The sequence below is a fragment of the Rugamonas brunnea genome (assembly GCF_014042345.1).
Lineage (GTDB): Bacteria > Pseudomonadota > Gammaproteobacteria > Burkholderiales > Burkholderiaceae_D > Rugamonas > Rugamonas brunnea.
The window spans coordinates 650,355-674,434 of the sequence record NZ_JACEZT010000001.1 but is presented as its reverse complement, the minus strand read 5'-3'; the positions used below and the strand labels follow the sequence as shown (position 1 = coordinate 674,434).

The window sequence follows — 24,080 nt, the reverse complement described above, 5'->3', positions numbered from 1 at the left end:
CGGCGGACCCGGCACGGCCTGTTGTTGCGGTCGGCGATATTTTGGAGCGGGGCTTGTAATTTCCCGCTTGATAGTTGCTACAATCAAAATGCCACATTCCGTCCGGTGCGCCATATGGCGCCAGCCAACGGGCCTGGAGCAGAGCTACATCATGGCCGTGCCGCGCAGTACGGGCATGATGTGCCGGCAGGTTGCTAACGAGTGTGAAAGGGAACATCTCTATGACACAGGCATGGGTAGAGCTAACGCGGCCCGATGGACGAGACGTGGCGGCGCCCACCGAGGCCCAGCTGGTGGCCGCGCTGGCCGACGTCTACAGTGGCAAGACGGCCGGGCCGGATGGTGGGCCAGGCACGGCCGTGCTGCGCTTTGGCTACGACGATGGCTTGATGTACGCGCTGGAAGTGGCGTGCGGCGGCGACGTGCGTTTCGAGGAATGGTCGGACCGCGACTGCGAGATCGCACTGGCCAATCCGCGCCACATGCGGGCCTTGCCCGAAGCGGACGCCTTGCAGCTGTGGCGCTGGCTGGCCCTGCGCCAGGTGGCCAAGATCCGCAGCCAGCCCTGGTTGTCGGACGGCTAGCGGCCGCGCCGCCCCGCGCGCGGCCCATTTGATCTGGCGCAAGACGGCGTTTGCGCGCTCTCATAGACTGGTGCATTTATTACAACACCAGGAGGAGAGCATGGACAGCAAGCGCGTGGCCGTCGTGACGGGCGGCATGGGAGGATTGGGAACGGCGATCTGCCACCGGCTGTACCGGGCCGGTTTCGCCGTGGCCGCCACCTATTCGCCCGGCAACAGCGGGTTCCAGGCCTGGATCGAGGCGCGCAAGGATGAAGGTTTGCGCTGCCGCGCTTACCAGGTGGATGTGGCCGATTATGACGATTGCGCGCGCGCCGTGGCGCGCATCCGCGAGGAACTGGGCGGGGTGGATGTGCTGGTCAACAACGCCGGCATCACGCGCGACCAGAGCTTGCGCAAGCTCAGCCAGGACGACTGGCACGCCGTGCTGCGCACCAATCTCGACAGCGTATTCAACATGAGCAAGCAGGTGCTCGACGGCATGCTGGAGCGGCGCTGGGGCCGCATCATCAACATTTCCTCCGTCAATGGCCAGCAGGGCGCGTTCGGCCAGTGCAACTACGCGGCGGCCAAGGCCGGCATGCACGGGCTGACCAAGGCGCTGGCGCTGGAAGTGGCGCGCCATGGCGTGACGGTCAACACGGTGGCGCCCGGCTACTTGCGCACGCGCATGGTGGAAGCCGTGCCGGCCGAGGTGATGGAGCAAAAGATCCTGCCGCGCATCCCCGTTGCCCGCCTGGGCGAGCCGGACGAGGTGGCGGCGCTGGTGGGGTATCTGGCCTCGGAGGAGGCGGCCTTCGTGACGGGGGCGGAGATCGCCATCAACGGCGGCCAGCACATGCGTTAGGCCGTTTCAACTCGCCTGTGGCTTCGTTGTGGCGCCTCGCCACAGGCACGTTGAAATTACCTCCAGGTGCTAGCGGTGCGGTTTTTCCTCGCGCGTCTGGCAGGCGATGCACAGGCGCGCTTCGGGGCGCGCGTTCAGGCGCGAGTAGCCGATGGGCTCGCCGCATGTTTCGCACAGGCCGTAGCTGCCATCGTCGAACTTGGCCAGCGCGTGGCGCACCACTTGCAGGTGGCGGGCCGTGTGCTCGGCTGTTTCATGTACCAGTTCGTTGAGCGTGCGGTTGCTGGCGTTGTCGGCCGGTGACGCTTCCACTTCCAGCACGGCCGGCGCCAGTACGTCGGTGCCCGGATCGAGGTCGTCGGCCAGCTGGCTCAGCAGGTCCAGCCGGGCTTGTTCAAGCCGCGCTTGCAAGGCCTTGCATTGTTCCTGTTCCAGACCGTTCATGACCGCCTCACTGGCTGATGGACAAGGGCGTCCCTGCGCATGACGCGCTGGATCGCGTGAGTCCATTGTACTGCAATCGCCGGGGGGTGGCGGCGCGGTTCCCGGCTGTGGCGCGGCGTACGCTGGTCTTGCGTCGGCCGCGCGTGTTCCCTGTCGTGGTCGCGCGCGGTGGCCTCCCTGTCAGGCCGGTGGCGCAGGCGTTGGATTGTTGAGGTCGGCCAGGTGCTGCTTGATTTTTTCCAGTGGCGCGGCCAGGTGCTCGGGGGCGCCGCTGGCCACGGCCGCACCCAGTTGCAGCAGCTCGGCGGCCAGGTCGATCAGGTCGCGCAGCCGGTCCAGCGTGCGGATGCGTTCGGCCGCCTGCGCCGTCAAGGCCAGCAGTTGTTGTTCCGCGCCAGCCAGGCCGCTGGCCGCCAGCGTGGCCGCGTCCAGGTACAGGCCGTTGGCGCGCTGGCGCAAAGCCACTTCGTTTTCAAACAAGGCTTGCGCCGCCCCTTGCGACAGGCCCTGGTCGATGGATGCGCCGCGCGCCGGTTGCGGCCCCGCTGGCGCCGGCGCCGCCGTCGTGGCGGCGCGGATGGCTTTCATCAGGCGTGCGTGCAGCGCATCGGCGCAAGCGGACAGGCGCTCGGCCAGCGCTTCAATGTCGCCCGCGCCGGACAGCGGGGGAAGGGGAGTGGACATGGTGGCTCCTTGCGCGTGTTCAACGATGTGGGCGGGATGAGTGCAATGGGCGTGGTGGGCGTTGGCGAGCGTCGTGGGCAAGGCTGGCGATGCAGGCAAGGTGCAGGCCCGGATCACGGCGCCAGCATGGCCGGCAGCGGCCCGGCCGCCGGTTGCTGGCTGGCGCGGACGGCCGCGCTGGCCCGCACCAGGCTGTCGCCATCACCGCCGTTGTCGCCGCTTTCCGCCTGCGCCAGTTGGGCCAGCAGCGTCTTGTGGCCGGCCGCGATCGCGTCCAGGTTGCGCGCCGCCAGCGCAAGGCGGCGGTCGATCAGTTGGTACTCGCTGCGCAACGCGCGCAGTTGCACCTTGGCCAGCGTGGCCAGCAGGCGCTGGTCGGGCGTGTTGCGATAGGGGATGTTCACTTCCAGCAGGCCCGTGACGATGGCTTGCTCGTTGTCGTTGCTGCCTTTGTAGGTGCGCAGCAGGATGCGCATGGCGTCGAGCAGTTCCTGCAGCGGCGCGTCGCCGGCCTGCACCAGTTCGCGCACGGCCCGTTCCTGGTAGCGGCTGCCCAGCGCGTGGGCCAGCAGCCGGGTCAGCCCGGCATAGGCGTTGACGTGGCGATCGTCGAGGCCGCTGTCTGGCCAGGCCTTGATGGCGCTGCCGGCCGACTTGACCTGATCCTCCAGGTCGTACTGGTTGTCGCCGGCCAGTGTGCCCAGGGTTTGCATGTACAGTTGCACGCCGCGGCCGATGCGGGCAAAGTCGGCGCTGGCGGCGTGCCGGCCGGCATCCTGCGCGCGCTCGCGGGCGTCCGCCTCGGGGCTCAGGTACGGTTGTTCGCGCGCGTAGGTGTCGCGGTAGCGTTCGGTCAAGTCATGCCATGCGCCCAGCTTGGACGACTCGGCCGCCAGATCGCGCACTTGCGCCATGCGCGCCGTGCTGCTGGCGCAGCCGCCCAGCGTGGCGGCCAGCGAGCATGCCAGCATCAGACGCAACAGGGTGGAGGGCAGGGACAGGCGCAGCGGTTTCATATCGTCCTTTCGCGGAGGCGTCGGGACTATTGTTGTGCTACAGCCGTGGCTTGATTTTGCGGATGCGCAAGCCCTGCGTCATGCGGTGAGGGCTGCGCGCCATCTGAGGCCGCTGGCGGTGTCGCCCTGCGGCACGTATTCGCAGCCTATCCAGCCCTGGTAGCCCATGGCGTCGAGTTGCTGGAACAGGAAGCGGTAGTTGATCTCGCCCGTGCCCGGCTCGTGGCGGCCCGGCGTGTCGGCCAGTTGCATGTGGCCGATCAGGGGAAGGTTGGCGCGGATGGTGTTGACCAGCTCGCCCTCCATGCGCTGCATGTGGTAGATGTCGTATTGCAGGAACACATTGTCGCAGCCGCTGGCCGTGATCAGTTCGCGCGCCTGCCAGCTGTGGTTGAGGAAATAGCCGGGCATGTCGAAATGGTTGATCGGCTCGATCATCAGCGCGATGCCGTGCGGACGGCACTGGTCCGCCGCGTAGCGCAGGTTGTCCAGGTAGGTGTCGCGCGCGCGGGCAGGATCGAGGCCGGGCGGCACGATGCCGGCCATGCAGTGCAGGCGCGGCGTGCCCAGCTCCGTCGCGTATTCCAGGCCCAGCGCCACGCCGGCGCGGAATTCCTCGACGCGGCGCGGATCGCAGGCCATCCCACGGTCACCGGCCGCCCAGTCGCCCGGCGGCAGGTTGTGCAGCACCAGTTCCAGCTGATGGCGGCGCAGGCGCTCGGTGATCTGCTGCGCCTCGCAGGCATAGGGGAACAGGAATTCGACGCCGTCGAAGCCGGCCTCGCGGGCCAGTGCGAAGCGGTCCAGGAAGGGCGCTTCGGTGAACAGCATGGACAGGTTGGCGGCGAACTTAGGCATGGGGACTCCCGGTGACGTGAGCCGCTATCGTAATCGAAAAGCGCCGGGGCCGGCGACCGCTGAATGAAAATCGGGGACAGGACACCGGGGAGTTGTCCCCTGGTGTCCTGTCCCCGTATCCGTTGCCGCTTTGGCGTTTAACGCTTAGCGGCCACGGCCGCCGGAGCGATGCTGGGAGGCCGAGCGCGAAGCGCCGGGACGGCCACCACCACCGCCGCCGCCACCGCCACCACCGGCGCCGCGCGGCTTGGCGCCGCCGCCGGTCTTGACGCGGATGACCTGGCCGCCACCACCGCCGCCACCGCCGCCGCCACCGGCGTTGCGGTTGCCGCCACCGTTGCGCTGGCCGCCGTTGCGGTGGCCGGGGCCGCCGCTGCGCAGCTGGATCGGTTGCGCGCGGGCGTTCGGATCAGGCTCGAAGCCAGGAATCACGGCGCGCGGCAGGGTCTGCTTGATGAGCTTTTCGATGTCCTTCAGCATGTCGTGCTCGTCCACGCACACCAGCGACACGGCTTCGCCGGTGGCGCCGGCGCGCCCCGTACGGCCGATGCGGTGCACATAGTCTTCCGGAATGTTGGGCAGGTCGTAGTTGACCACGTGCGGCAACTGGTCGATGTCGATACCGCGCGCGGCGATGTCGGTGGCCACCAGCACTTGCAGCTTGTTGTCCTTGAATTCGGACAGCGCCTTGGTGCGGGCCGACTGGCTCTTGTTGCCGTGGATGGCCATGGCGCCAATACCGTCGTTGCCCAGCTGTTCGACCAGCTTGTTGGCGCCGTGCTTGGTGCGCGTGAACACCAGCACCTGGTGCCAGTTGTTGCTCTTGATCAGGTGGGCCAGCATCGGGTGCTTCTTGTCGCGGTCGACCGGGTGGATCTTTTGCGCGATCACTTCCACCGTCGAATTGCGGCGCGCCACTTCGATGGTGGCTGGCTTGTTCAGCAGGCCGTCGGCCAGCGCCTTGATCTCGTCCGAGAAGGTGGCCGAGAACAGCAGGTTCTGGCGCTTGGGCGGCAGCGCGGCCAGCACCTTGCGGATGTCGCGGATGAAGCCCATGTCGAGCATGCGGTCGGCTTCATCGAGGATCAGGATTTCGATCTTCGACAGGTCGACCGTGCGCTGTTCCATGTGGTCCAGCAGGCGGCCCGGCGTGGCCACCAGGATGTCGACGCCATGCTTGAGCTGCTTGATCTGGGGATTGATGCCCACGCCGCCGAAGATCACGGTGGAGTTCAGTTTGGTGTACTTGCCGTACACGCGCACGCTTTCCTCGACCTGGGCCGCCAGTTCGCGGGTCGGGGTCAGGATCAGGGCGCGGATCGGACGCTGGGACGACTTGCCCGTCATGGCCGCGCCGTTGGCGTCGGTCGACAGGCGGTGCAGCACGGGCAGGGTGAAGCCGGCCGTCTTGCCGGTGCCGGTCTGGGCGCCGGCCAGCAGGTCGCCGCCATTCAATACGGCAGGGATCGCCTGCGCCTGGATCGGAGTCGGGGTGGTGTAACCCGTTTCGGTTACGGCACGGACGATAGCGTCGGACAAACCGAGTTTGGAAAAGGACATGGTAACTTTTTATTAAGATCGGCCTGTCGCCATCATTGGCGCCAGTCGCAGGCAATCGGATTAGGTAAGACAGCGGCAGAGGACTGGTCAGGGCGCCGCAGGCCGGAGTATAACAGCATCCTTCGCCGATTGTTTCGCCACGGAAACGAAAAAGGGAGCAAATGCTCCCTTTTTTTTGTAACAAAACTTCTAAATTTCAGCCGTTGATTGTGTTATCTCAGATAAACGGGGTCAGCAGACCGACCATCTGGCCGAAGATCTTCGGGCTGGCGGCGATGATGTCGCCCTTGTACAGGTAGTCGGACTCGCCGCTGAACTCGCCCACGATGCCGCCCGCTTCCGTCACCATCAGCGAACCGGCCGCGATGTCCCAGGGCTTCAAGCCTTTTTCATAGAAGCCGTCGAGGCGGCCGGCGGCCACGTAGGCCAGGTCCAGCGCGGCGCTGCCGGGGCGGCGCACGCCGTGGCAGCGTTCGGCCATGATGCCGTACATCTTCAGGTATTCGTCGAGCGCCTTGGCCGAGCCGGCCACGTAGCCGGTCGACAGCAGGGCGTTGGCCAGGCGGTCGAGCTTGGTGACGCGGATGCGCTTGTCGTTCAGGTAGGCGCCGGCGCCCTTGGTGGCCGTGAACAGGTCGTTGCGCACGGGATCGTAGATGACGGCCTGGGTGATCACGCCGCGCTGGGCCAGCGCGATCGAGATCGAGTACTGGGGGAAGCCGTGCATGAAGTTGGTGGTGCCATCGAGCGGGTCGATGATCCAGGTGAATTCACTCTCGTCGTTGGCGTTCTTGGACGGGCCCGATTCCTCGGCCAGGAAGGCGTGGTCGGGATAGGCTTTGGACAGCACTTCAATGATGGCCTGTTCAGCGGCCTGGTCGACATCGGTGACGAAATCGTTATGTTGTTTCTCGGTCACAGTGACGCGATCGAGGTCGAAGGAGGCGCGGTTGATGACGGCGGCGCCGCGGCGGGCGGCCTTGATCGCCGTGTTGAGCATTGGGTGCATGTAAGCTTTTCCGTTAAAAGAACGCCACCGCCCGCCCGGACCAAGTCGTCCCGGCGGCGCAATGGGGTACAAGAATGAATTAAAGAGCGAAGCGGCGGCGACAGGGTAAAATCCGGCTTTGCGGTCAGTCACTGCTGACTGACTTGCAAGATTGAAATTTTTGCATCGATACCGCGCGATAGCGCTATTTTAAATGAACCTGCCCGAAATCAACACGACTCTTTTTCACCGGCTGCGATTTATTCTTGTCCAGACCAGCCGGGCGGGCAATATCGGGGCCGTGGCCAGGGCCATGAAGACCATGGGTTTCACGGAACTGGTGCTGGTGGCGCCCCGTTTCGACGGCATGCTGGAAGACCCGGAGGCGGTGGCCTTCGCCAGCGGCGCGCTCGACATCTTGCAGGGCGCGCGCGTGGTGGCCACCATGGCCGAGGCGCTCGACGGCATCAACTTCGCCGCCGCCGTGTCGGCCCGGCTGCGCGAATACTCGCCGCCCGTGCTCACGCCGCGCGAACTGGCCGGCCAGCTGGTGGCCAATGGCGAGCTGCGCGCGGCCGTCATCTTCGGCAATGAACGTTTCGGCTTGCCCAATGACGTCGTGGCCCAGTGTAATGTGTTGATCAACATCCCCGCCAATCCCGATTACTCGTCGCTCAATTTGTCTCAGGCGGCCCAGGTGCTGGCCTACGAGTGCCGCATGGCGGCGCTGGACGGCCAGCGCGCGGGCTCGGAAGTGGGCTTCCAGGGGGAAGCCGCCAGCCTGGCCCAGATCGAAGGCATGTACACCCACCTGGAGCAGGCGCTGGTGGAGGTCGGCTTCCTCGATGCCAGCAATCCGCGCAAGCTGATGCCGCGCCTGAAGCGGCTGTTCTCGCGGGCCGGGCTGGAGACGGAGGAAGTCAACATCCTGCGCGGCATCGCGCGCCAGATGGCGGCCGTGGCGCAAGGCAAGGACCCGCGCCGGCGCTGATACGCCAACAAACCGGGGTCAGGTCATGCCATCAAGCATTTGCGCGCAACAATGCTTGATGGCATGACCTGACCCCGGTTTTGCACTACGCCACGTCGAACGGCGCGCTTGTCCCGGCGTAGATGTTCTCCATCGCACGCTGTTCGCGGCCGACGATGGTGGTCACAAATTGTTCGGCCTGCTTCATGCGCTTGAAGGCCGTGAAGCCCCGTTCCAGGAATTGCTGCAAGTCGCCCAGCCCGGCCAGCTTGGCGGGCCCGCGCATCATGTGCAGCGTGGCGTTCAGGAAGGGGATGCGCACCAGCTCGCACAAGGACATGCCCAGCGCCTGCACCAGCGCCAACTGGCGCGTGCGGTCGGGCGCCGTGGTGCAGGCGCGGTAGGCGGCCACGTAATCGTCGGGCGTGAATTGCGTGCCCAGCGCGCGCGCCATGGCCGTGTCCAGCCGCTCCGACAACGCGTCGAGCACGATCGCTTCCGTGATGGTTTGCAGCGCGTTCACCGGCAACAGGCGTTGCATGGTGGGGATGATGCGTTCCAGGTCCGCATCGCGCTGGCTCAGGTCGTGTGCGCCGTACAGTTCTTCGAGAAAAAACAGCGCCGCCTCGCGCGAATTGGGTGCGGCCAGCAGGTCGGCATGGGTGCCGGCCAGCCGCTGCGACTGGAATTGCTTGAGCGCTATGCGGGCCGCCAGCAGGGCCGGATCGCGCTTCGCGCCTTGCCGTTCGGACTGCACGGCATGCAATTGTTCCTGCAGCGTTCTTACCAGATCTTCTTTCTTCATGGCACCGTTTTACCAGAAGTTGGTAGACGCGACACTCTATTTTTCCCTTCAAAATCAAGCTTGCCTTTGACGTACACTAGAAAAATAGGCCATAGAAGCAGGCCACACACCAAACGAAAAAAAATACCAGAACTGGACGGAGACAATGACCACTTCCCGCAGATCGTTTCTGAAGATCGGCATCATCGGCGCGGTGACGCTGGCCGCTGGCGGCGCGCTGTACCGTGCCGTGCAGGGACCGGCGCAGCCGCGCGCGTTCGCGCTCGACGACAATGCACGCGCCGTGCTGACGGCGATCGTTCCGTCCATGCTGGGCCCCGTGCTGCCGGACGCGCCCGCCGCGCGCGCGGCCGCCGTGGCCAGCACGGTGGAACGCGTGGCCGGCGCCGTGCACGGCTTGCCGCTGGCCACCCAGAAGGAGGTGCAGGACCTGTTCGGCCTGCTGTCGCTAGGACCGGCGCGCCGCTTCCTGGCCGGTGTGCCGGCCAGCTGGAACGAGGCCACCCCGGCCCAGGTCGACGTTTTCCTGCAAAGCTGGCAGCACCATCGCATCGCCATGCTGGTCACGGCCTACCAGGCCTTGCATGACCTGATCGCCGGTGCCTGGTATTCCAATCCCGCGCACTGGGATGCGATCGGCTATCCCGGCCCGATCAAGGAATTGAGCTGAACCGTCCGCCACCTTTCTGGAAGCTGCAATGATCAAAACGAATATCCCCCTCACACCCGCCACGGGTCCGATTCCCGATCCCATCCAGGCTGGCCTGGCCGCCGGCTGGGAGGTCACTGATTGCGCCCAGCTGGACGCCGACCGCACGCTGGAAGCGGACGTGGTCATCGTCGGCAGCGGCGCCGGTGGCGGCGTCACGGCCGAGATCCTGACGCTGGCCGGCCTCAAGGTGCTGATCGTGGAGGAGGGGGCGCTCAAGTCTTCGCGTGACTTCAAGATGCGCGAGTCGGACGCCTATCCCGCGCTGTACCAGGAGTCGGGCGCGCGCAAGACGCGCGACAAGGGCATCAACATCCTGCAGGGGCGCACGGTGGGCGGCACCACCGTCGTCAACTGGACCACCAGCTTCCGCACGCCGCCGGGCACGCTCAACTACTGGACCGAGCACTTCGGCCTCAAGAGCTACACGCCGGAGGCGCTGGCGCCGTGGTTCGCCATGATGGAGGAACGGCTCAGTATCCACGAGTGGGGCACGGCGCCCAACGCCAACAACGACTTGCTGCGCCAGGGCGCGGCCAAGCTGGGCATCCCCACGGCCACCATCCACCGCAACGTCAACGGTTGCTGGAACCTCGGCTATTGCGGCATGGGTTGCCCCACCAACGCCAAGCAATCGATGCTGGTGACGACCTTGCCGTCGGCCCTCAAGCGCGGCGCCGTGCTGCTCACGCGGCTGCGCGCCGAGCGCTTCCAGTTCAAGGGCGAGCGCGTCGACCAGCTCGACTGCGTGGCGCTGGACGCGGCGGGCCTGGCGCCCACCGGCCGCAAGGTGACGCTGCGCGCCAAGCATTTCGTGCTGGCCGGCGGCGCCATCAACTCGCCGGCGCTGCTGATGCGCTCGGCCGCGCCTGATCCGCATGGCCTGCTGGGCAAACGCACCTTCCTGCATCCGACCATCATCTCGGCCGGCCTGTTCGAGCAGCGCGTCGACGGCTACGCGGGCGCGCCGCAGTCCGTGTACTCGGACCACTTCCTGCACACGGGCCCCATCGACGGTCCGGTCGGCTACAAGCTGGAGGCGCCACCGCTGCATCCGCTGCTGTTGTCGTCCACCATGCCCGGCTTCGGCGCCCGCCACGCCGACATGATGCGCCAGTTCCCGCACCTGCAAGGCATGCTGGCGCTGCTGCGTGACGGCTTCCATCCCGAATCCGTGGGCGGCAGCGTGATGCTCAACAGCGGCGGCGCGCCCGTGCTCGATTACCCGATCACCGATTTCCTGTGGGATGGCGTGCGCCGTTCGCTGCTCACCATGGCCGAGGTCCAGTTCGCCGCCGGCGCCAAGGAAGTCGCGCCCGTGCACGAGCAGGCCGGGCGCTACAGCAGTTGGGAAGCGGCCAAGCAAGCCATCAACAACCTGCCGTACAAGGTATTGCAGGCCAAGGTGGTGTCGGCCCACGTGATGGGCGGCTGCACGCTGTCGGACGACGAGCGGCTGGGCGTGGTGGGGGCCGATGGCCGCTACCATGGCGTGAGCAACCTGTCGGTGCACGATGGCTCGCTGTTCCCGACCTCGATCGGCGCCAATCCGCAGTTGTCGATCTACGGCATCACGGCAAGGCTGGCCAGCGCGCTGGCGCAGCAGCTGACGGGCAAGCCGGCGCCGCGCGCGAGCGCGTGAGGGGAGGGCGCCGCCGCAATCATAGGGCCTGACCCTTGGCTGCGGTTGCTGAGGCGCCCGCGCCGTTCATGAGGACGATGGCATGTTGAAACGCATCCTGATCGTGTTGTTGCTGGTACAGGCCGCCGCCGCGCTGGGCGTGGCGCTGGCTGCGCAGCGCGCGTGGAACTTCGACTGGTGGCCCGCGCTGGCCACCGGCGTGGGCGCCGTGCTGGCGCTGCGGCTGCTGATCTCGCTGCATAACTTCTACCTGAGCTGGCGCGCCGGCAGCGCCGTGCCGCCCGCGTTCCGGCTCTCGCCGCTGGGCTGGCTGCGCCTCGTGCTGTATGAATTCCATGCATCTTTAGCCGCATCTTCCATCCACATGTTGCATGGTACGGCACCCCATGTGGCCGCCGGCGGCGCGCGGCCGCCCGTGTTGCTGTTGCACGGCTACGCCTGCAACAGCGGCTACTGGACCCAGTTGAGCGCCCGCTTGCGCCGGGCCGGCATCAGCCACCTGGCGCCCGACCTGGAGCCGCTGGGCGCCGACATCGACCACTACGTGGCGCAAGTGCAGGCCAGCATCGAGCAGTTGTGCGCGGCGGCCGGGGCGCGGCAAGTGGTGATCGTGGCCCACAGCATGGGCGGACTGGTGGCGCGCGCCTACCTGCGCCGCCATGGCGACGCCCGGGTGGCGCGCGTGATCACGCTGGGCACGCCCCATCACGGCACGGCGCTGGCCAGCTGGGGCCTGGGCCGCAACGCCGCGCAGATGCGCCACCACAGTGCATGGCTGCAGGCGCTGGACGCGGCTGACGCAAATTCGCAACGTGGCATGATTACTTCCATCTATTCCCACCACGACAACATTGTTGCGCCGCAGGACTCCAGCCTGCTCACCGGCGCGCATCATGTGGCGGTCGGCGCCATCGGCCATGTGGCGCTGGGCCGCCATCCCGCCATTGCCCGCCATGTACTCGCTGAAATCGCCGCCGTTCCGCTTGCGGCGCGGCGCGTGGACAGCCCCGGCCAGCTTCGATAGACTGTTGTTGATGCGCAGGCAAAGTCACACTTGTGGTGGCTGGCCTGGCTTGACGGCCGGTGTGTGATTTTTTGTGAGATTTTCGCCGGTGCGTTGCTGTATGGTTATTCCTAAGCAGCGCGGCACGTTCTTTCGCAGGCCGCCATGGCCGTCGCAGGCCGCGATTTGATTTCCTCCAAGGCGCGACGATGGCAACAGACTTCGGTACCTTGATCCTCAACGAAACGCCGGACGCGGTGATCCTGACCTCGCCCGCGGGCGAGGTGTTGTGCTGGACGCCAGGCGCGCAGGCCGTGTTCGGCTACAGCGCCGGGGAGGCGATGGGTAATGTGCTGCGCGACCTGATCGTGCCGCCGGACCGCCTGACCGAGGAAGCGGCCGTGATGCGCCAGACCGTGGAGACGGGCGCGGCCACTTACGAAACCGTGCGCCGGGCCAAGGATGGCACGCTGGTCTACATCGACAGTTCCAGCAAGACTATCTACCGCGATGACGGCGCGCCGCAGTACATCCTGTGGAGCAAGAAGGACGTCACCCACCTCAAGATCATGCGCGACGCCAAGCTGGTCGAGGCGCGCTTCGGCGGCCTGCTTGAATCGATGCCGGACGCCATCATCATGGCCAACGCCAGCGGCCGCGTCGTGCTGGCCAACCGCCAGGCCGAAACCCTGTTCGGCTACGGGCGCGGCGAGCTACGCGGCAGCCTGCTGGAGCAATTGATGCCGGCCCGCTTCCGCGCCGTCCACGTGGGGCATCGCAGCGACTACTTCACCCAGCCCCAGGTGCGCCCCATGGGCTCGGGGCGCGACCTGTACGGCTTGCGCAAGGATGGCGAGGAGTTCCCGGTCGAGATCAGCCTGAGCCCGGTGGAGACGGAGGAGGGCATGCTGATCATGAGCGCCATCCGCGACAGCACCGAGCGCCGCACCATCGAGCATACTTTGCACGAGAAAAACATCGAACTGGCCAACGCCAACGCGGCCAAGGATCGTTTTCTGGCCGGCATGTCCCATGAATTGCGGACCCCGCTCAACGCGATCATCGGATTTACGGGTACTATGCTGATGAAGCTACCCGGCCCCGTCAACGCCGAGCAGGAGCGCCAGTTGCGCACCATCCAGGGCAGCGCCCGCCACTTGCTGTCGCTGATTAATGATCTGCTCGACCTGACGAAGATCGAGTCGGGCAAGGTGGAACTGAATTTCCAGCCGCTGCAATGCCGCGCGCTGATCGAGGAAGTGCTGCAGCTGTTCCGCCAGCCGGCCCAGCAAAAAGGCCTGGCCCTGGTGTTCGACAGCGGGCCGCAGGAGGTGGGCCTGATGGCGGACCGGCGCGCGCTGCAGCAGATATTGATGAACCTGATTAACAACGCGATCAAGTTCACGGTGCGCGGTGAAGTGCGGGTGGCGCTGGACGTGGCCACGCGCGATGGCGAACCGTGCGCCGAGATCAGCGTGCGCGACACGGGGCCGGGCATCGCGCCGGAGCAGCAGGGCAGGTTGTTCCAGGCCTTCGCCCAGCTCGATGCCAGCACCACGCGGCCGCACGAGGGCACGGGCCTGGGCTTACACCTGAGCCAGAAGCTGGCCGGCCTGCTGCATGGACAGATCGAATTTGAAAGCGAGTACGGCGTGGGCAGTACGTTCACGCTGGTGTTGCCGCTCGATTGAGGGCGGTGCGACGATGAGGCGGGGCGCAAACAGCCCCGCTGGACTAGCGGATTAACCTGGAGCGCAAACGTGTCGGCACGCATCCTTATCATAGAAGACAATCCCACCAACATGGAGCTGATGGTGTATCTGCTGCGCGCCTTCGGCTACACCCCGCTTACGGCCAGCGATGGCGAGGCCGGCGTGGCGGTGGCCCGACAGGAGGTGCCGGACCTGATCATCTGCGACGTGCACCTGCCCAAGCTCGACGGCTATGGCGTGGTGGCCGCGCTCAAGGGCGACCCGGCCCTGCGCGCGATCCCGGCGCTGGCGGTGACGGCGCTGGCCATGGTGGGCGACCGCGAAAAGCTGCTGGCGGCCGGCTTCGACGGCTACATCGGCAAGCCGATCGAGCCCGACACGTTTGTGAGCCAGCTCGAGTCTTTTTTGCCGGGGGCGTCGGCCCCGGGTAAAAGCGATGTCGCCACCATCCTCATCGTGGACGACCACGTACTGAACCGTGAATTCCTGATGACGCTGCTGGGCTACGGCGGCCACCGGCTGCTGGAGGCGTCCAACGGCGCCGAAGGCTTGAAGATGGTGCACGCCGAGCATCCGGACCTGGTGATCTCCGACATCCTGATGCCCAACATGGATGGTTACGAGTTCGTCACCCGCATGCACAGCGACCCGGCCACGGCCGACGTGCCCATCATCTTCTACACGGCCACCTACCGCGAGCGCGAAGCGATGGCCGTGGCCCAGTCGTGCGGCGTGCGCTGGGTGCTGCCCAAGCCGTCCGACCCGGACGTGATCCTGCGCACTGTGCACGAGGCGCTGGGCATGGCGCCGGAGGTGGAGACCCTGCCGGCGTTCGCACCCGAGCCGCCGTCCGAGGGCCGCTTCCACGGCATCGACCACAAGGTGGCCGAGTACCTCGACGTGCTCGAAGCCAGCAGCCAGCAGATCACCGAGCTGGCCAACCAGGGCGAGGGCGAGGAGCAGGCGCCCGAGCATTTGTCGCTGATGACGGCCCGTCTGTCGAGCTCGCTATCGAGCCTGCAGGCCGTGAGCCTGCGCCTGACGGCCCTGATCGAGCTGGGCATCGAACTGGGCGCCGAGCGCGACCCGCAGGCGCTGGTGGAGATCGGCTGCCGGGTGGCGCAGAACATTTGCGTGTCCAAGTACGCCTGCATTGGCGTGCTCGACAATGGCGCCGCCGAGCTCAGTTATTTCGCCGCCTGCGGCACCGGACCGCAGGCACGCGTGGTGACCAGCGCGCCGCGCGCGGGCGTGCTGCGCGGCCTGCTCGAACAGCGTTTGCCGGTGCGCGTCAGCGACGTCGACGGCGATCCGGGCTGCATCGGCCTGCCGGCCGGCCATCCGCCCGTGCATTCCTTCCTCGGCGTGCCCATCGTGTCGCGCGAGCGCACCCACGGCTGGCTGTACCTGGTGGACAAGCTGGGCGCCGACGAGTTCTCCGAAGTCGATGAGCGGGTGGCGGCCACGGTGGCAGCCCAGATCGCCGTCGCCTACGAGAACCTGCTGTTGTACGAGCAGATCAAGCGCCACCACGCCCAGCTCACGCTGGACATGAACGCCCGCATCCGGCTCGACGAGGACTTGCGCCGCTTCCGGCTGGCCATGGACGCCACGGCCGACGCCATCTTCCTGGTGGACCGGGCCGGCATGTGCTTCGTGGACGTGAACGTGACGGCCTGCCGCATGCTCGGTTACAAGCGCGAGGATTTCCTCGAAGTGGGGCCGGACAAGAAGGCCAAGGGCGAGTTGAGCCGGCTGGAGGATTTGTACGACAAGCTGCTGGCCGGCGACCAGAGCGGCGCCATGACGGAACTGCTGCTCACGCGCCACGATGGCACGCCGCTGTCGGTGGAAGTGCAGCGCCGCACGCTGCGCTCGGGCCAGAGCTGGATCCTGGTGGCCGTGGCGCGCGACATCACCGAGCGCAAGGAAGCCGAGCAGCGCCTGCTCAAGCTGGCCCATTTCGACACCCTCACGGGCCTGCCCAACCGCAGCCAGTTCTATGAATCGCTGACCCATTCGCTGCACCAGGCCACCGAGCACAAATGGGCGCTGGCCGTGCTGTTCCTCGACGTCGACCGCTTCAAGAACGTCAACGACACGCTGGGCCACACCATCGGCGACGAGCTGCTGCGCCAGTTCTCCAACCGCCTGGTCGATTGCCTGCGCGTGCGCGACACCATCGGCCGCTTCGGCGGTGACGAGTTCGCGGCCATCCTGATGCTGCCCGAGGGGGCGCAGAACGCCATCGCCGTGGTGGACAAGATCCGCGAAGCCATGCGCCGCCCGTTCGACCTGAAGGGCCACGAGGTGACGGTGACGGCCAGCATCGGCATCTCCGTGTTCCCCGATGACGGCACCGACGCCGACACCCTGATCCAGTACGCCGACACGGCCATGTACCGCGCCAAGGAAGCGGGGCGCGACGCGTTCCGCTTCTTCACGGCCGAGATGAACGCGCAGTCGCTGGCGCGGCTGGACCTGGAGAACGCGCTGCGCCGGGCCATCGAGAACGACGAGTTCGTGCTGTACTTCCAGCCCAAGGTGGACATCGGCTCGGGCCGCATCAGCGGCGCCGAAGCGCTGATCCGCTGGCGCCGGCCCGGCCACGGCATGGTGTCGCCGGCCCTGTTCATCCCCATCCTGGAGGAAACGGGGCTGATCGTGCGGGTCGGCACCTGGGTGCTCAACGAGGCCTGCCGCAAGATCGCCCAATGGAGCCGCAGTAATATCGGCCCCGTGCACCTGTCCGTCAACGTGTCGGGCATCCAGTTCTTCGTCGGCGGGCTGGAGGAGGAGGTGATGAAGGTGATCAAGCAGCATGACATCGCACCCGAGCTGCTGGAGCTGGAGCTGACGGAGAGCTCGCTGATGTCGAACGCGGAGGACACCATCACGGTGCTGCAGAACCTGAAGGCGCTGGGCATCCAGATTTCCATCGACGACTTCGGCACCGGCTATTCCAGCCTCGCGTACCTGAAGCGCTTCCCGATCGACAAGCTCAAGATCGACATCGCCTTCGTGCGCGAGGTGACCAGCAATCCCGATGACGCGGCCATCGTGCTGGCCATCATCAATATGGCGCACAGCATGAAACTGGAAGTGATCGCCGAGGGCGTGGAGAAAGATGCGCAGCTGGCTTATCTGCGCCGCCACGGCTGCGATGAAATGCAGGGCTACTACTTCAGCCGCCCGCTGCCGGAAGAGGAGTTCGAGCAAATGCTAAGCGAAGGCAAATCCCTGCAGACGCCGGCCGACGAGACGGTGCTCGAACAGCAGACCCTGCTCATCGTCGACGACGACGCGTTCATGCTGGACGTGCTGACCGACTTCCTGGCCCAGGATGGCTACCGCATCCTGACGGCACAAACGGCGGCCGAGGGGTTCGACGTGCTGGCGCGCCACCGGGTGCAGGTGATCCTGTGCGACCAGTGCATGCCGCTGATGAGCGGGACGGAATTCATGGAACGGGTCAAGAACCTGGCGCCCGATACGTTCCGCATCATGCTGTCGGCCTATGCGGACCTGACGCCCATCATGGCGGCGATCAACCACGGCGCCATTGACCGCTTCTATACCAAACCTTGGAAGGGCGCTGTGCTGCGCGAGAATATCCGCGAGGGCTTCCGGCTGCACGCCCAGTTGCATGGGCCCAGCGCGGTGGTCAGCGGCTGAGGGGGAGGGGCAGACCCTCGGGTCTGACCCTCTGGCTTAGAACTCTTCCCACTCGCTGGCTGCGGCGGCCTTGGCGGCTTGGCGCGCGGGCGCGCGCGGAGCCGCTGCCGGCGTGGTGACGAGCGTAGAGGTGGCGGCCGTGGCGGCCGGAGTGGTCACCGGTGCGCGGCGTGGCGCGGCCGGCGCCGCGCGCGAGGCGTCGATGGTGAATGCGCTCACCGCCTGCGCCAGGTCGGTGGCCTGGTCCTGCATGTTCTGCGAGGCGGCCGCCGTCTGTTCCACCAGCGCCGCGTTCTGCTGCGTGCCCTGGTCCATCTGCGCCACCGCTTCGTGCACCTGCGCGATGCCGGAGTTCTGCTCTGCCGTGGCCGAGCTGATCTCGGCCACGATGTCCGACACCTGCTGCACGCTGGTGACCACGTGGCCCATCGTGGTGCCGGCCTGTTCCACCAGGCGGGTGCCGCTATCCACTTTTTCCACCGAATCGTCGATCAGCACTTTGATCTCCTTGGCCGCAGCCGCCGAGCGCTGGGCCAGGTTGCGCACCTCGCCCGCCACCACGGCGAAGCCGCGCCCCTGTTCACCGGCGCGGGCCGCTTCCACGGCCGCGTTCAGCGCCAGGATATTGGTCTGGAAGGCGATGCCGTCGATCACGCTGATGATGTCGACGATCTTGCGCGACGATTCGTTGATCGAACCCATGGTCACGATCACCTGTTCCACCACGCCGCCGCCATCGGCTGCCACCTGCGAGGCCGACTGGGCCAGCTGGTTGGCCTGGCGCGCGTTGTCGGCGTTCTGGCTGACGGTCGAGCGCAGCTGGTCCATGCAGGACGCCGTTTCTTCCAGCGCGGCCGCTTGCTGGGCCGTGCGCGAGGCCAGGTCGGCCGTGCCTTCGGCGATCTGCTGCGAGGCCAGTTGCACCGCGTCGGCCGAGCTGCGGGCCGTGCCGACCACGCCGGCGATCTGGCGCAGCAGGCGGTTGAAGGCCTGCGCCGTGTGGCCGATTTCATCCATGCGCTCGATTTCCACCTGGTGCGTCAGGTCGAGCGACTGGCTGACCTGTTCCAGCGTGCCGCGAATGTTGCCCAGGCTGGCGTTGATGATGCGGTACAGCTGCACGGCCAGCACGGCCGTCACCAGCAGGCCGGCCAGCGTCACCGCGACCAGCAGGCGCACGGCCGAGCTGTAGGCGGCGTCGCTGCTGTGGCGCACTTCCTCGATCAGTTTCTTGTTGAACGCGATGTGCTCGTCCAGCCCTTTCTTGACGCCGGCCGCCGACACGGCCAACGGGGTGCCGGCCAGCAGCGTGGCGCGCACGCCGTCCATGTCGCCGGCGTGCGAGGCGGCCAGGAAGGGCACCAGCGCCTGGCGGTAGGCGGCCATGTTGGCCTTGTCCGCCTCCAGCAGCTTGCGGTCGGCGTCGTCGTAGATGTGCTCTTTCTCGTAGGTGGCGATCACCTCGTCGAACTTGGCGTGGGCCTCGTTGTAGGCCTTGTCGAGCGCCGATTTGTCGTCCAGGTTGGAGAACACGGACAGGCGGTAGCCGGCCAGGCGGCTGTCGGCCAGCGCGCCCTTGGCGTTGTTCAAGCCTTCGATGCTGGGGATCAGGCGGGCCTGGACCATGTCCAGCCGTTGCTGCGCGGCCGACAACTGCCACAGTCCATTGGCGCCTACGAAGATCAGGGCCAGCAGGGCCGCCGACAGAGTCAGGATGAGACGCTTGGAGATAGTCATGGGATGGTGCTTTTCGTCAGGGTTAGGGAGGGTCGTGCGGGCATGCCGTGCGGACGCTGCCAAGACGATAAGTATTGCAGAATTGCTTTTGTTGGTGCAAGTTTAATTGCAGTGGTATGGCCGACAACGCAACGGCCTGGCGCAATGGCCTTGAATGTGCGGGAGCCCTGTCCAGGACAGGGTTCCTGTGGCAGCGTGTGTGCGCGCTTAGCCGGGCAGGGCAACGTCCGGCAGGTTGGCCAGTACCTGGTCATACGTGCTGTACGTTTCCAGCGCGTGGACGACGACGGGCAGCGGCTCGGCCCAGATTTCCGGCAAGTCGCGCTCCATGGGCGGGCGCACGGCGAAGGCCAGCGCTTCCGTGGGCGGCGAGAAGCGGGCGTTCACGCCGGGCTTGTTGCCGCGTGCGTCGATGCGGTACCAGCCGAACTGTGGCAGGTGGACGGCGTTCAAGCCGTGCAGGCAGTAGGGCGCGCCGTCGGCGCCCACGGTAAGGCGCTGGTAGCACAGTCCGGCGGGGATGCCGTTGGCGCGCAGCAGGGCGGCCAGCAAATGGCTCTTGGCGTAGCAATAGCCGGTGCCGTGGCGCAGCACGTCGGATGCCTTGCAGGTGACGGGATTGCGTTTGTAGTCCACGCTATGGTGGATCTCGTCGCGCACGAATTCGAAGCAGCGCCGCGCCACCTCCAGCGGCGAGGTGGCGCCCTCGGCCAATGCTGCGGCCTTGGCGGCCACGTCCGGATGGTTGAAATCGATGTAGGTGCTGGCGGCGAGATAGTTCTGCATGCGATGACAAGTCGTGAGAAAAGTTGGGGGCAGTGTCAACAATCATACATGGGCTTGCGTGGCGTTGTTGGCGCTGACCCCGGACTGGCCTTTATACTGGCGGGCCTTGCACCGTTTCCATGCCGACTGACAATCATGACGAAAGCCGCCACCGCCACCCAGCCCGCCGTGTCCGACCCCGCGGCGTCAGCGCCAGCGCGCACGCGCGCGCCGCGTTCGGCCGGCGCTTCCGACCGGGGCGAGCGCACGCGCGAGCAGATCCTGCGCGCCACGCTGGAAATCATCGCCGCCCATGGCTTGTCGGGCGTGAGCCACCGCGCCATCGCGGCCAGGGCCGATGTGCGGCTGTCGCTCACCAGCTACCACTTCGGTTCGCTGGAGGACTTGCTGGAGGCGGCGTTTGATGCCTACCATGGGCACACGGAACTGCGCCGCGCAGAACTGGTGGCCAGGGTCGACCAGCAGATGGGGCAGTTGCCGGCCAAGCTGACGCCGGACGTGTTGGCGGCCATCGCGGATGCCATGTCCGATACGCTGGCCGCCTACATCCACGCCGGCGTGCGCGAGCATCGCACCGACCTGGCCGTCGAGTGCAGTTTCCTGTTCGCGTGGAATCTGCCGCCCGCCTTGCGCCAGAAAGTCGACCAGCACAGCAAGGGGCTGGTGCAACTGGCCGCGCGCGTGTTCGCCCAACTGGGCAGCTGCGCGCCGGAAGGGGACAGCGCGCTGCTGCTGGCCACCATCCGCCAGCTTGAATTCGCCCAGGTGTCCACCGGCGTGCTCAGTCCCGTGGCCGACATCAAGTTGCAACTGTTCCGCCTGCTGTTGGGCCTGCTGATGGTGCGCGGCACGCTGCCGCCGGGCACGCCCGCCTGATCCCTTCCCTGCGTTATTTTGACAACAGTCCTGTTGACAGCGGTTTTAATCAATGTGAATATTGGACGACTGTCCAATTTTGATGTTGTTCAAGACCGGAGCGTGGATGCGGAATCGAAAGTCAATCAAGTTGCTGGCCTGCGTGGCGGCGGCGTTGGCTGCCCTGATGGGCCAGGCCAGCGCTGCCGAGCTGAGCGCGCGCCAGTCCCAGCTGCTGGCCAACAACTGCCTGCAATGCCATGCGCGCTTGGGCGTGGGGGCGCCGCAGGTGGGCGATGTGCAGGCGTGGAAACCCTACGTGGCCAAGGGCGAGCCGGCCATGCTGGCCAGCGCCGTGCAGGGGACGGGCGGCATGCCGCCACTCGGCTATTGCAGCGCCTGCACCGAGGATGACTTCCGCGCGCTGATCCGCTTCATGGCCAAACTGGCGCCGCCGGCCACCGCCAGCGGCAACGCGCAGGGAGCGGCCAAATGAAGCGCCGTACATTTCTGCAAGCGGCCGCCGGCGCGGGCATGACGGCCGCTGCGGCGGGGACGGCCGGTTTGCTGGCCGGCTGCGGCCGCAGCGACGCCGTTCCGCAAAGTCCTGTCCAATTCGTGCCCGGCCGCGCCATGCCGTGGATGAACTGGTCCGGCAACCAGAGCTGCACGCCGGCCTGGCGCGCGGCGCCAGCCAGCGAGGCCGAACTGGTGGACGTACTGGCCCGCGCCAGGGGCGTGGTGCGGGCCGTGGGCGCCAGCCATTCGTTCAGCGCCGTGGTGCCGACCGACGGCACGCTGGTCGCCACCGATTTGCTGAGCGGGCTGGTGTCGCACGACCCGGCCACGCTGCGTGCCGAAATCCTGGCCGGCACCCGCATGCACGCGCTGGGCCCGATGCTGCATGGCGTGGGCCAGTCGGTACCGAACATGCCGGATATGGATTACCCGGCCATGGGCGGCGCCATCGTCAATTCCGTGCACGGCACCGGGCAGCGCTTCGGTTCCATGTCCTCGTGCGTGACGGCGCTGACGCTGGCCACACCGTCGGGCCAGTTGATCGACTGCTCGGCCGAACGCAATGCGGAGGTGTTCCACGCGGCTCGCACCTCGGTCGGCGCGCTGGGCATCATCTCGCGCATGACCTTGCAGAACGTGGCGCCATTCCGCCTTGTCGAGACCACGCGCATCGAAACCACCGAGGAAGTGCTGGACGAGATCACCAAGCGCTGCGCCATGCACCGCAATTTCGAATGCATGCCGCTGCCGCATTCCTCGTTGTGCGTGACCATCGCCACCGACGAGGCGGGGCCGCACGACACGCCAACGGGCGAGGACGATCCGCAAGCCGTCAAGTCGCTGCGCACGCTATGGCAGGCGGTGGGCTGGATGCCGGGCATGGGCGAGGCGGCCTACGACAAGCTGCTTACCACCTTCATGGCGGGCGAGGGTTCCCAGGTGCGCGTGGGCCAGTCGTACGAGGTGTTCCCGCACGTGCGTGTGGTGCGCTTCCGCGAAATGGAGTACACGGTGCCGGCCGACGCCGGCCCGGCCTGCGTGCGCGAGATCCTGCGCACCATCCGCGAGCGGCGCCTGCCGATCGCCTTCCCGCTCGAATACCGCTACGTGAAGGCGGACGATATCTGGCTCTCCATGTTCGAGGGCCGCGACGGCTGTTCGATCTCCGTGCACCAGTATGGCGACACCGACCACCGCGCCTATTTCGCCGAGATCGAACCGATCTTCTGGAAGTACGGCGGCCGCCCGCACTGGGGCAAGATCCACACGCTGGACGCGGCGCGGCTGGCGGCGCTTTACCCGCGCCACTGGAAGGACTTCCAGGAAGTGCGGCGCAGCCTCGATCCGCAGGGCCGCATGCTCAACCCCCACCTGAAACACATCTTCGGAGCCTGACATGGTCACACGCCGCACCTTCCTGGCGGCCGGTGGCGCCGCCGCCGTCGCCGCTGCCGCCATCGCGCGGCCGCATGATGAAGGCGGGCCGTATCCGGCCTATTTCGCCGCCATGAACCGCACGCTGCGCGCGCAGCGCATCGACCGTCCGGTGCTGGTGATCGACATGGACCGGCTGGACCGCAACATCGCCCGCGTGCGCCAGTCGGCCGCCGTGGCGCCGGCCAAGACTTACCGCATCGTCGTCAAATCGCTGCCCAGTCCTGCGCTGATCGACTACGTGGCCAAGGCCGCCGGCACCAACGCCTTCATGGTGTTCCATCGGCCCTTCCTGAACGCGATGGCGGCGCTGCGGCCGGACGCCGACATCCTGCTCGGCAAGCCAATGCCGGTGGACGCCGCGCGCCACTTCTACGCCGATCTGCAAGGCGCGTTCAAGCCGGAGCGCCAGTTGCAATGGCTGATCGACACCAACGCGCGGCTGGCGCAGTACCAGCAACTGGCGCGCGAGCTGGGCGTGAAGATGCGCATCAATTTCGAACTGGACGTGGGACTGCACCGGGGCGGCTTCGACGACCACGGCGCCATGACGCAGGCGCTGGCCACCATCGCCGCCGATCCGCAGCATTTGGAATTCGCCGGCTTCATGGGCTACGACGCGCACCTGATGGGGCTCCCCGCGTTTCTGGCCGAGCGCGAGTTCCCCAAGGTGCGCGCGCGCTACCAGGGCTTCGTCGACCTGCTCAAGGCCAGCCAGCCGGCCATGGCGGCCAAGCCATTGTGCCTGAACGGCGCCGGCAGCCCCACCTTCCGCCTGTACGAAGGCGACGCGCTGCTGAACGACCTTTCGGCCGGCACCTGCTTGATGAAGCCAAGCCATTACGACTTGCCGACCCTGGCCGAATTCGAACCGTCGGCCTTCATCGCCACGCCGGTGCTCAAGCGGCTGGCGCATACGCGGCTGCCATCGCTCGAATGGACGGCGCCATTGCTGGAGGGCTGGAATCCCAATATGGCGCAGACCTATTTCATCTACAGCGGCAACTGGCTGGCCGAACCTGAAGCGCCGCCGGGATTGCATCCGCATTTCGCCTATGTCAGTTCGAATCAACAGGGTTTGAATGGTTCGGCCAAGGTGCCGCTGGAGGTGGACGACTTTGTGTTCCTGCGTCCGCTCCAGAGCGAGGCCGTGCTGCTGCAGTTCGGCGACCTGCTGGCGCTGCGCGGTGACAAGGTGGCCGCGCGCTGGCCGGTGCTGACCGCGGCGCTGTAACGACAACAGGGATGGAAC

21 protein-coding genes are annotated in these 24,080 nt (G+C 66.7%); 12 read left to right on the top strand and 9 right to left on the bottom strand.

Features of this window, described 5'->3' with window-relative positions; translation table 11 throughout:
• The first annotated feature begins 266 nt into the window (after positions 1-266).
• Both H3H37_RS03035 and phbB read left to right on the top strand, forming a co-directional pair.
• A complete protein-coding gene (locus H3H37_RS03035) occupies positions 267-584 on the top strand; it encodes a hypothetical protein (protein ID WP_375539974.1) in 318 nt (105 codons plus the stop codon).
• A 100-nt stretch (positions 585-684) separates the two neighbouring features.
• A complete protein-coding gene (gene phbB / locus H3H37_RS03030) occupies positions 685-1,431 on the top strand; it encodes an acetoacetyl-CoA reductase (RefSeq protein ID WP_182160060.1) in 747 nt (248 codons plus the stop codon).
• Between the two features lie 69 nt (positions 1,432-1,500).
• Here the strand turns inward: phbB and H3H37_RS03025 are convergent, their stop codons facing one another.
• The 6 genes from H3H37_RS03025 to H3H37_RS03000 form a co-directional block, all read right to left on the bottom strand.
• Positions 1,501-1,875, bottom strand: a complete 375-nt coding sequence (locus H3H37_RS03025; RefSeq protein ID WP_182160058.1) for a TraR/DksA family transcriptional regulator — start codon at positions 1,873-1,875, stop codon at positions 1,501-1,503.
• 180 nt (positions 1,876-2,055) lie between these two features.
• Positions 2,056-2,559 carry a hypothetical protein gene (locus H3H37_RS03020; protein ID WP_182160056.1) on the bottom strand — a complete coding sequence of 168 codons (504 nt, stop codon included), beginning with the start codon at positions 2,557-2,559 and terminating at the stop codon, positions 2,056-2,058.
• Between the two features lie 113 nt (positions 2,560-2,672).
• The gene (locus tag H3H37_RS03015; RefSeq protein ID WP_182160055.1) at positions 2,673-3,575 is read right to left on the bottom strand and encodes a hypothetical protein; all 903 of its coding nucleotides are present in this window, start codon (positions 3,573-3,575) and stop codon (positions 2,673-2,675) included.
• Positions 3,576-3,653: 78 nt separating this feature from the next.
• Positions 3,654-4,433 (bottom strand): hydroxypyruvate isomerase, encoded by a 780-nt coding sequence (gene hyi, locus H3H37_RS03010; protein ID WP_182160053.1) that lies wholly within the window; start codon positions 4,431-4,433, stop codon positions 3,654-3,656.
• A gap of 144 nt (positions 4,434-4,577) precedes the next feature.
• Complete coding sequence (locus H3H37_RS03005; RefSeq protein ID WP_182160051.1) at positions 4,578-5,993, bottom strand: DEAD/DEAH box helicase; 1,416 nt, start codon at positions 5,991-5,993, stop codon at positions 4,578-4,580.
• Positions 5,994-6,210: 217 nt separating this feature from the next.
• Entirely contained in the window at positions 6,211-6,993 is a 783-nt protein-coding gene (locus tag H3H37_RS03000; protein ID WP_182160309.1) for an inositol monophosphatase family protein, read from the bottom strand.
• Positions 6,994-7,195: 202 nt separating this feature from the next.
• On the opposite strand from H3H37_RS03000, the gene H3H37_RS02995 reads away from it, so the two are divergent.
• The gene (locus tag H3H37_RS02995; protein WP_182160049.1) at positions 7,196-7,972 is read left to right on the top strand and encodes an RNA methyltransferase; all 777 of its coding nucleotides are present in this window, start codon (positions 7,196-7,198) and stop codon (positions 7,970-7,972) included.
• 85 nt (positions 7,973-8,057) lie between these two features.
• On the opposite strand, the gene H3H37_RS02990 is transcribed toward H3H37_RS02995, so the two are convergent.
• Positions 8,058-8,756 carry a DUF8198 family protein gene (locus H3H37_RS02990; RefSeq protein WP_182160047.1) on the bottom strand — a complete coding sequence of 233 codons (699 nt, stop codon included), beginning with the start codon at positions 8,754-8,756 and terminating at the stop codon, positions 8,058-8,060.
• 145 nt (positions 8,757-8,901) lie between these two features.
• Here H3H37_RS02990 and H3H37_RS02985 point away from each other — a divergent pair, with 145 nt between their 5' ends.
• The 5 genes from H3H37_RS02985 to H3H37_RS02965 all read left to right on the top strand — a co-directional run bounded on the left by H3H37_RS02985 (position 8,902) and on the right by H3H37_RS02965 (position 17,497).
• Entirely contained in the window at positions 8,902-9,426 is a 525-nt protein-coding gene (locus H3H37_RS02985; protein ID WP_182160045.1) for a hypothetical protein, read from the top strand.
• Between the two features lie 28 nt (positions 9,427-9,454).
• Positions 9,455-11,107 (top strand): GMC family oxidoreductase, encoded by a 1,653-nt coding sequence (locus tag H3H37_RS02980; protein WP_182160043.1) that lies wholly within the window; start codon positions 9,455-9,457, stop codon positions 11,105-11,107.
• A gap of 82 nt (positions 11,108-11,189) precedes the next feature.
• On the top strand, positions 11,190-12,131 hold the full coding sequence (locus tag H3H37_RS02975; RefSeq protein ID WP_182160041.1) for an esterase/lipase family protein: 942 nt from the start codon (positions 11,190-11,192) through the stop codon (positions 12,129-12,131).
• 188 nt (positions 12,132-12,319) lie between these two features.
• On the top strand, positions 12,320-13,801 hold the full coding sequence (locus tag H3H37_RS02970) for a PAS domain-containing sensor histidine kinase (RefSeq protein ID WP_182160039.1): 1,482 nt from the start codon (positions 12,320-12,322) through the stop codon (positions 13,799-13,801).
• 69 nt (positions 13,802-13,870) lie between these two features.
• Positions 13,871-17,497 (top strand): EAL domain-containing protein, encoded by a 3,627-nt coding sequence (locus H3H37_RS02965; RefSeq protein WP_182160037.1) that lies wholly within the window; start codon positions 13,871-13,873, stop codon positions 17,495-17,497.
• A 36-nt stretch (positions 17,498-17,533) separates the two neighbouring features.
• Here the strand turns inward: H3H37_RS02965 and H3H37_RS02960 are convergent, their stop codons facing one another.
• Both H3H37_RS02960 and H3H37_RS02955 read right to left on the bottom strand, forming a co-directional pair.
• A complete protein-coding gene (locus tag H3H37_RS02960; RefSeq protein WP_182160035.1) occupies positions 17,534-19,234 on the bottom strand; it encodes a methyl-accepting chemotaxis protein in 1,701 nt (566 codons plus the stop codon).
• A 207-nt stretch (positions 19,235-19,441) separates the two neighbouring features.
• Positions 19,442-20,020, bottom strand: a complete 579-nt coding sequence (locus tag H3H37_RS02955; RefSeq protein WP_182160033.1) for a transglutaminase-like domain-containing protein — start codon at positions 20,018-20,020, stop codon at positions 19,442-19,444.
• A 135-nt stretch (positions 20,021-20,155) separates the two neighbouring features.
• Here H3H37_RS02955 and H3H37_RS02950 point away from each other — a divergent pair, with 135 nt between their 5' ends.
• From H3H37_RS02950 to H3H37_RS02935, 4 genes are all read left to right on the top strand, one after another.
• Complete coding sequence (locus H3H37_RS02950; protein ID WP_182160031.1) at positions 20,156-20,896, top strand: TetR/AcrR family transcriptional regulator; 741 nt, start codon at positions 20,156-20,158, stop codon at positions 20,894-20,896.
• Positions 20,897-21,002: 106 nt separating this feature from the next.
• On the top strand, positions 21,003-21,371 hold the full coding sequence (locus H3H37_RS02945; protein WP_182160029.1) for a c-type cytochrome: 369 nt from the start codon (positions 21,003-21,005) through the stop codon (positions 21,369-21,371).
• Positions 21,368-22,789 carry a D-arabinono-1,4-lactone oxidase gene (locus tag H3H37_RS02940; RefSeq protein WP_182160026.1) on the top strand — a complete coding sequence of 474 codons (1,422 nt, stop codon included), beginning with the start codon at positions 21,368-21,370 and terminating at the stop codon, positions 22,787-22,789. Before H3H37_RS02945 ends, H3H37_RS02940 begins: the two co-directional genes overlap by 4 nt.
• A 1-nt stretch (position 22,790) precedes the next feature.
• Positions 22,791-24,062: an alanine racemase gene (locus tag H3H37_RS02935; RefSeq protein WP_182160023.1), complete on the top strand. Its 1,272-nt coding sequence runs from the start codon at positions 22,791-22,793 to the stop codon at positions 24,060-24,062.
• Positions 24,063-24,080: the final 18 nt, after the last annotated feature.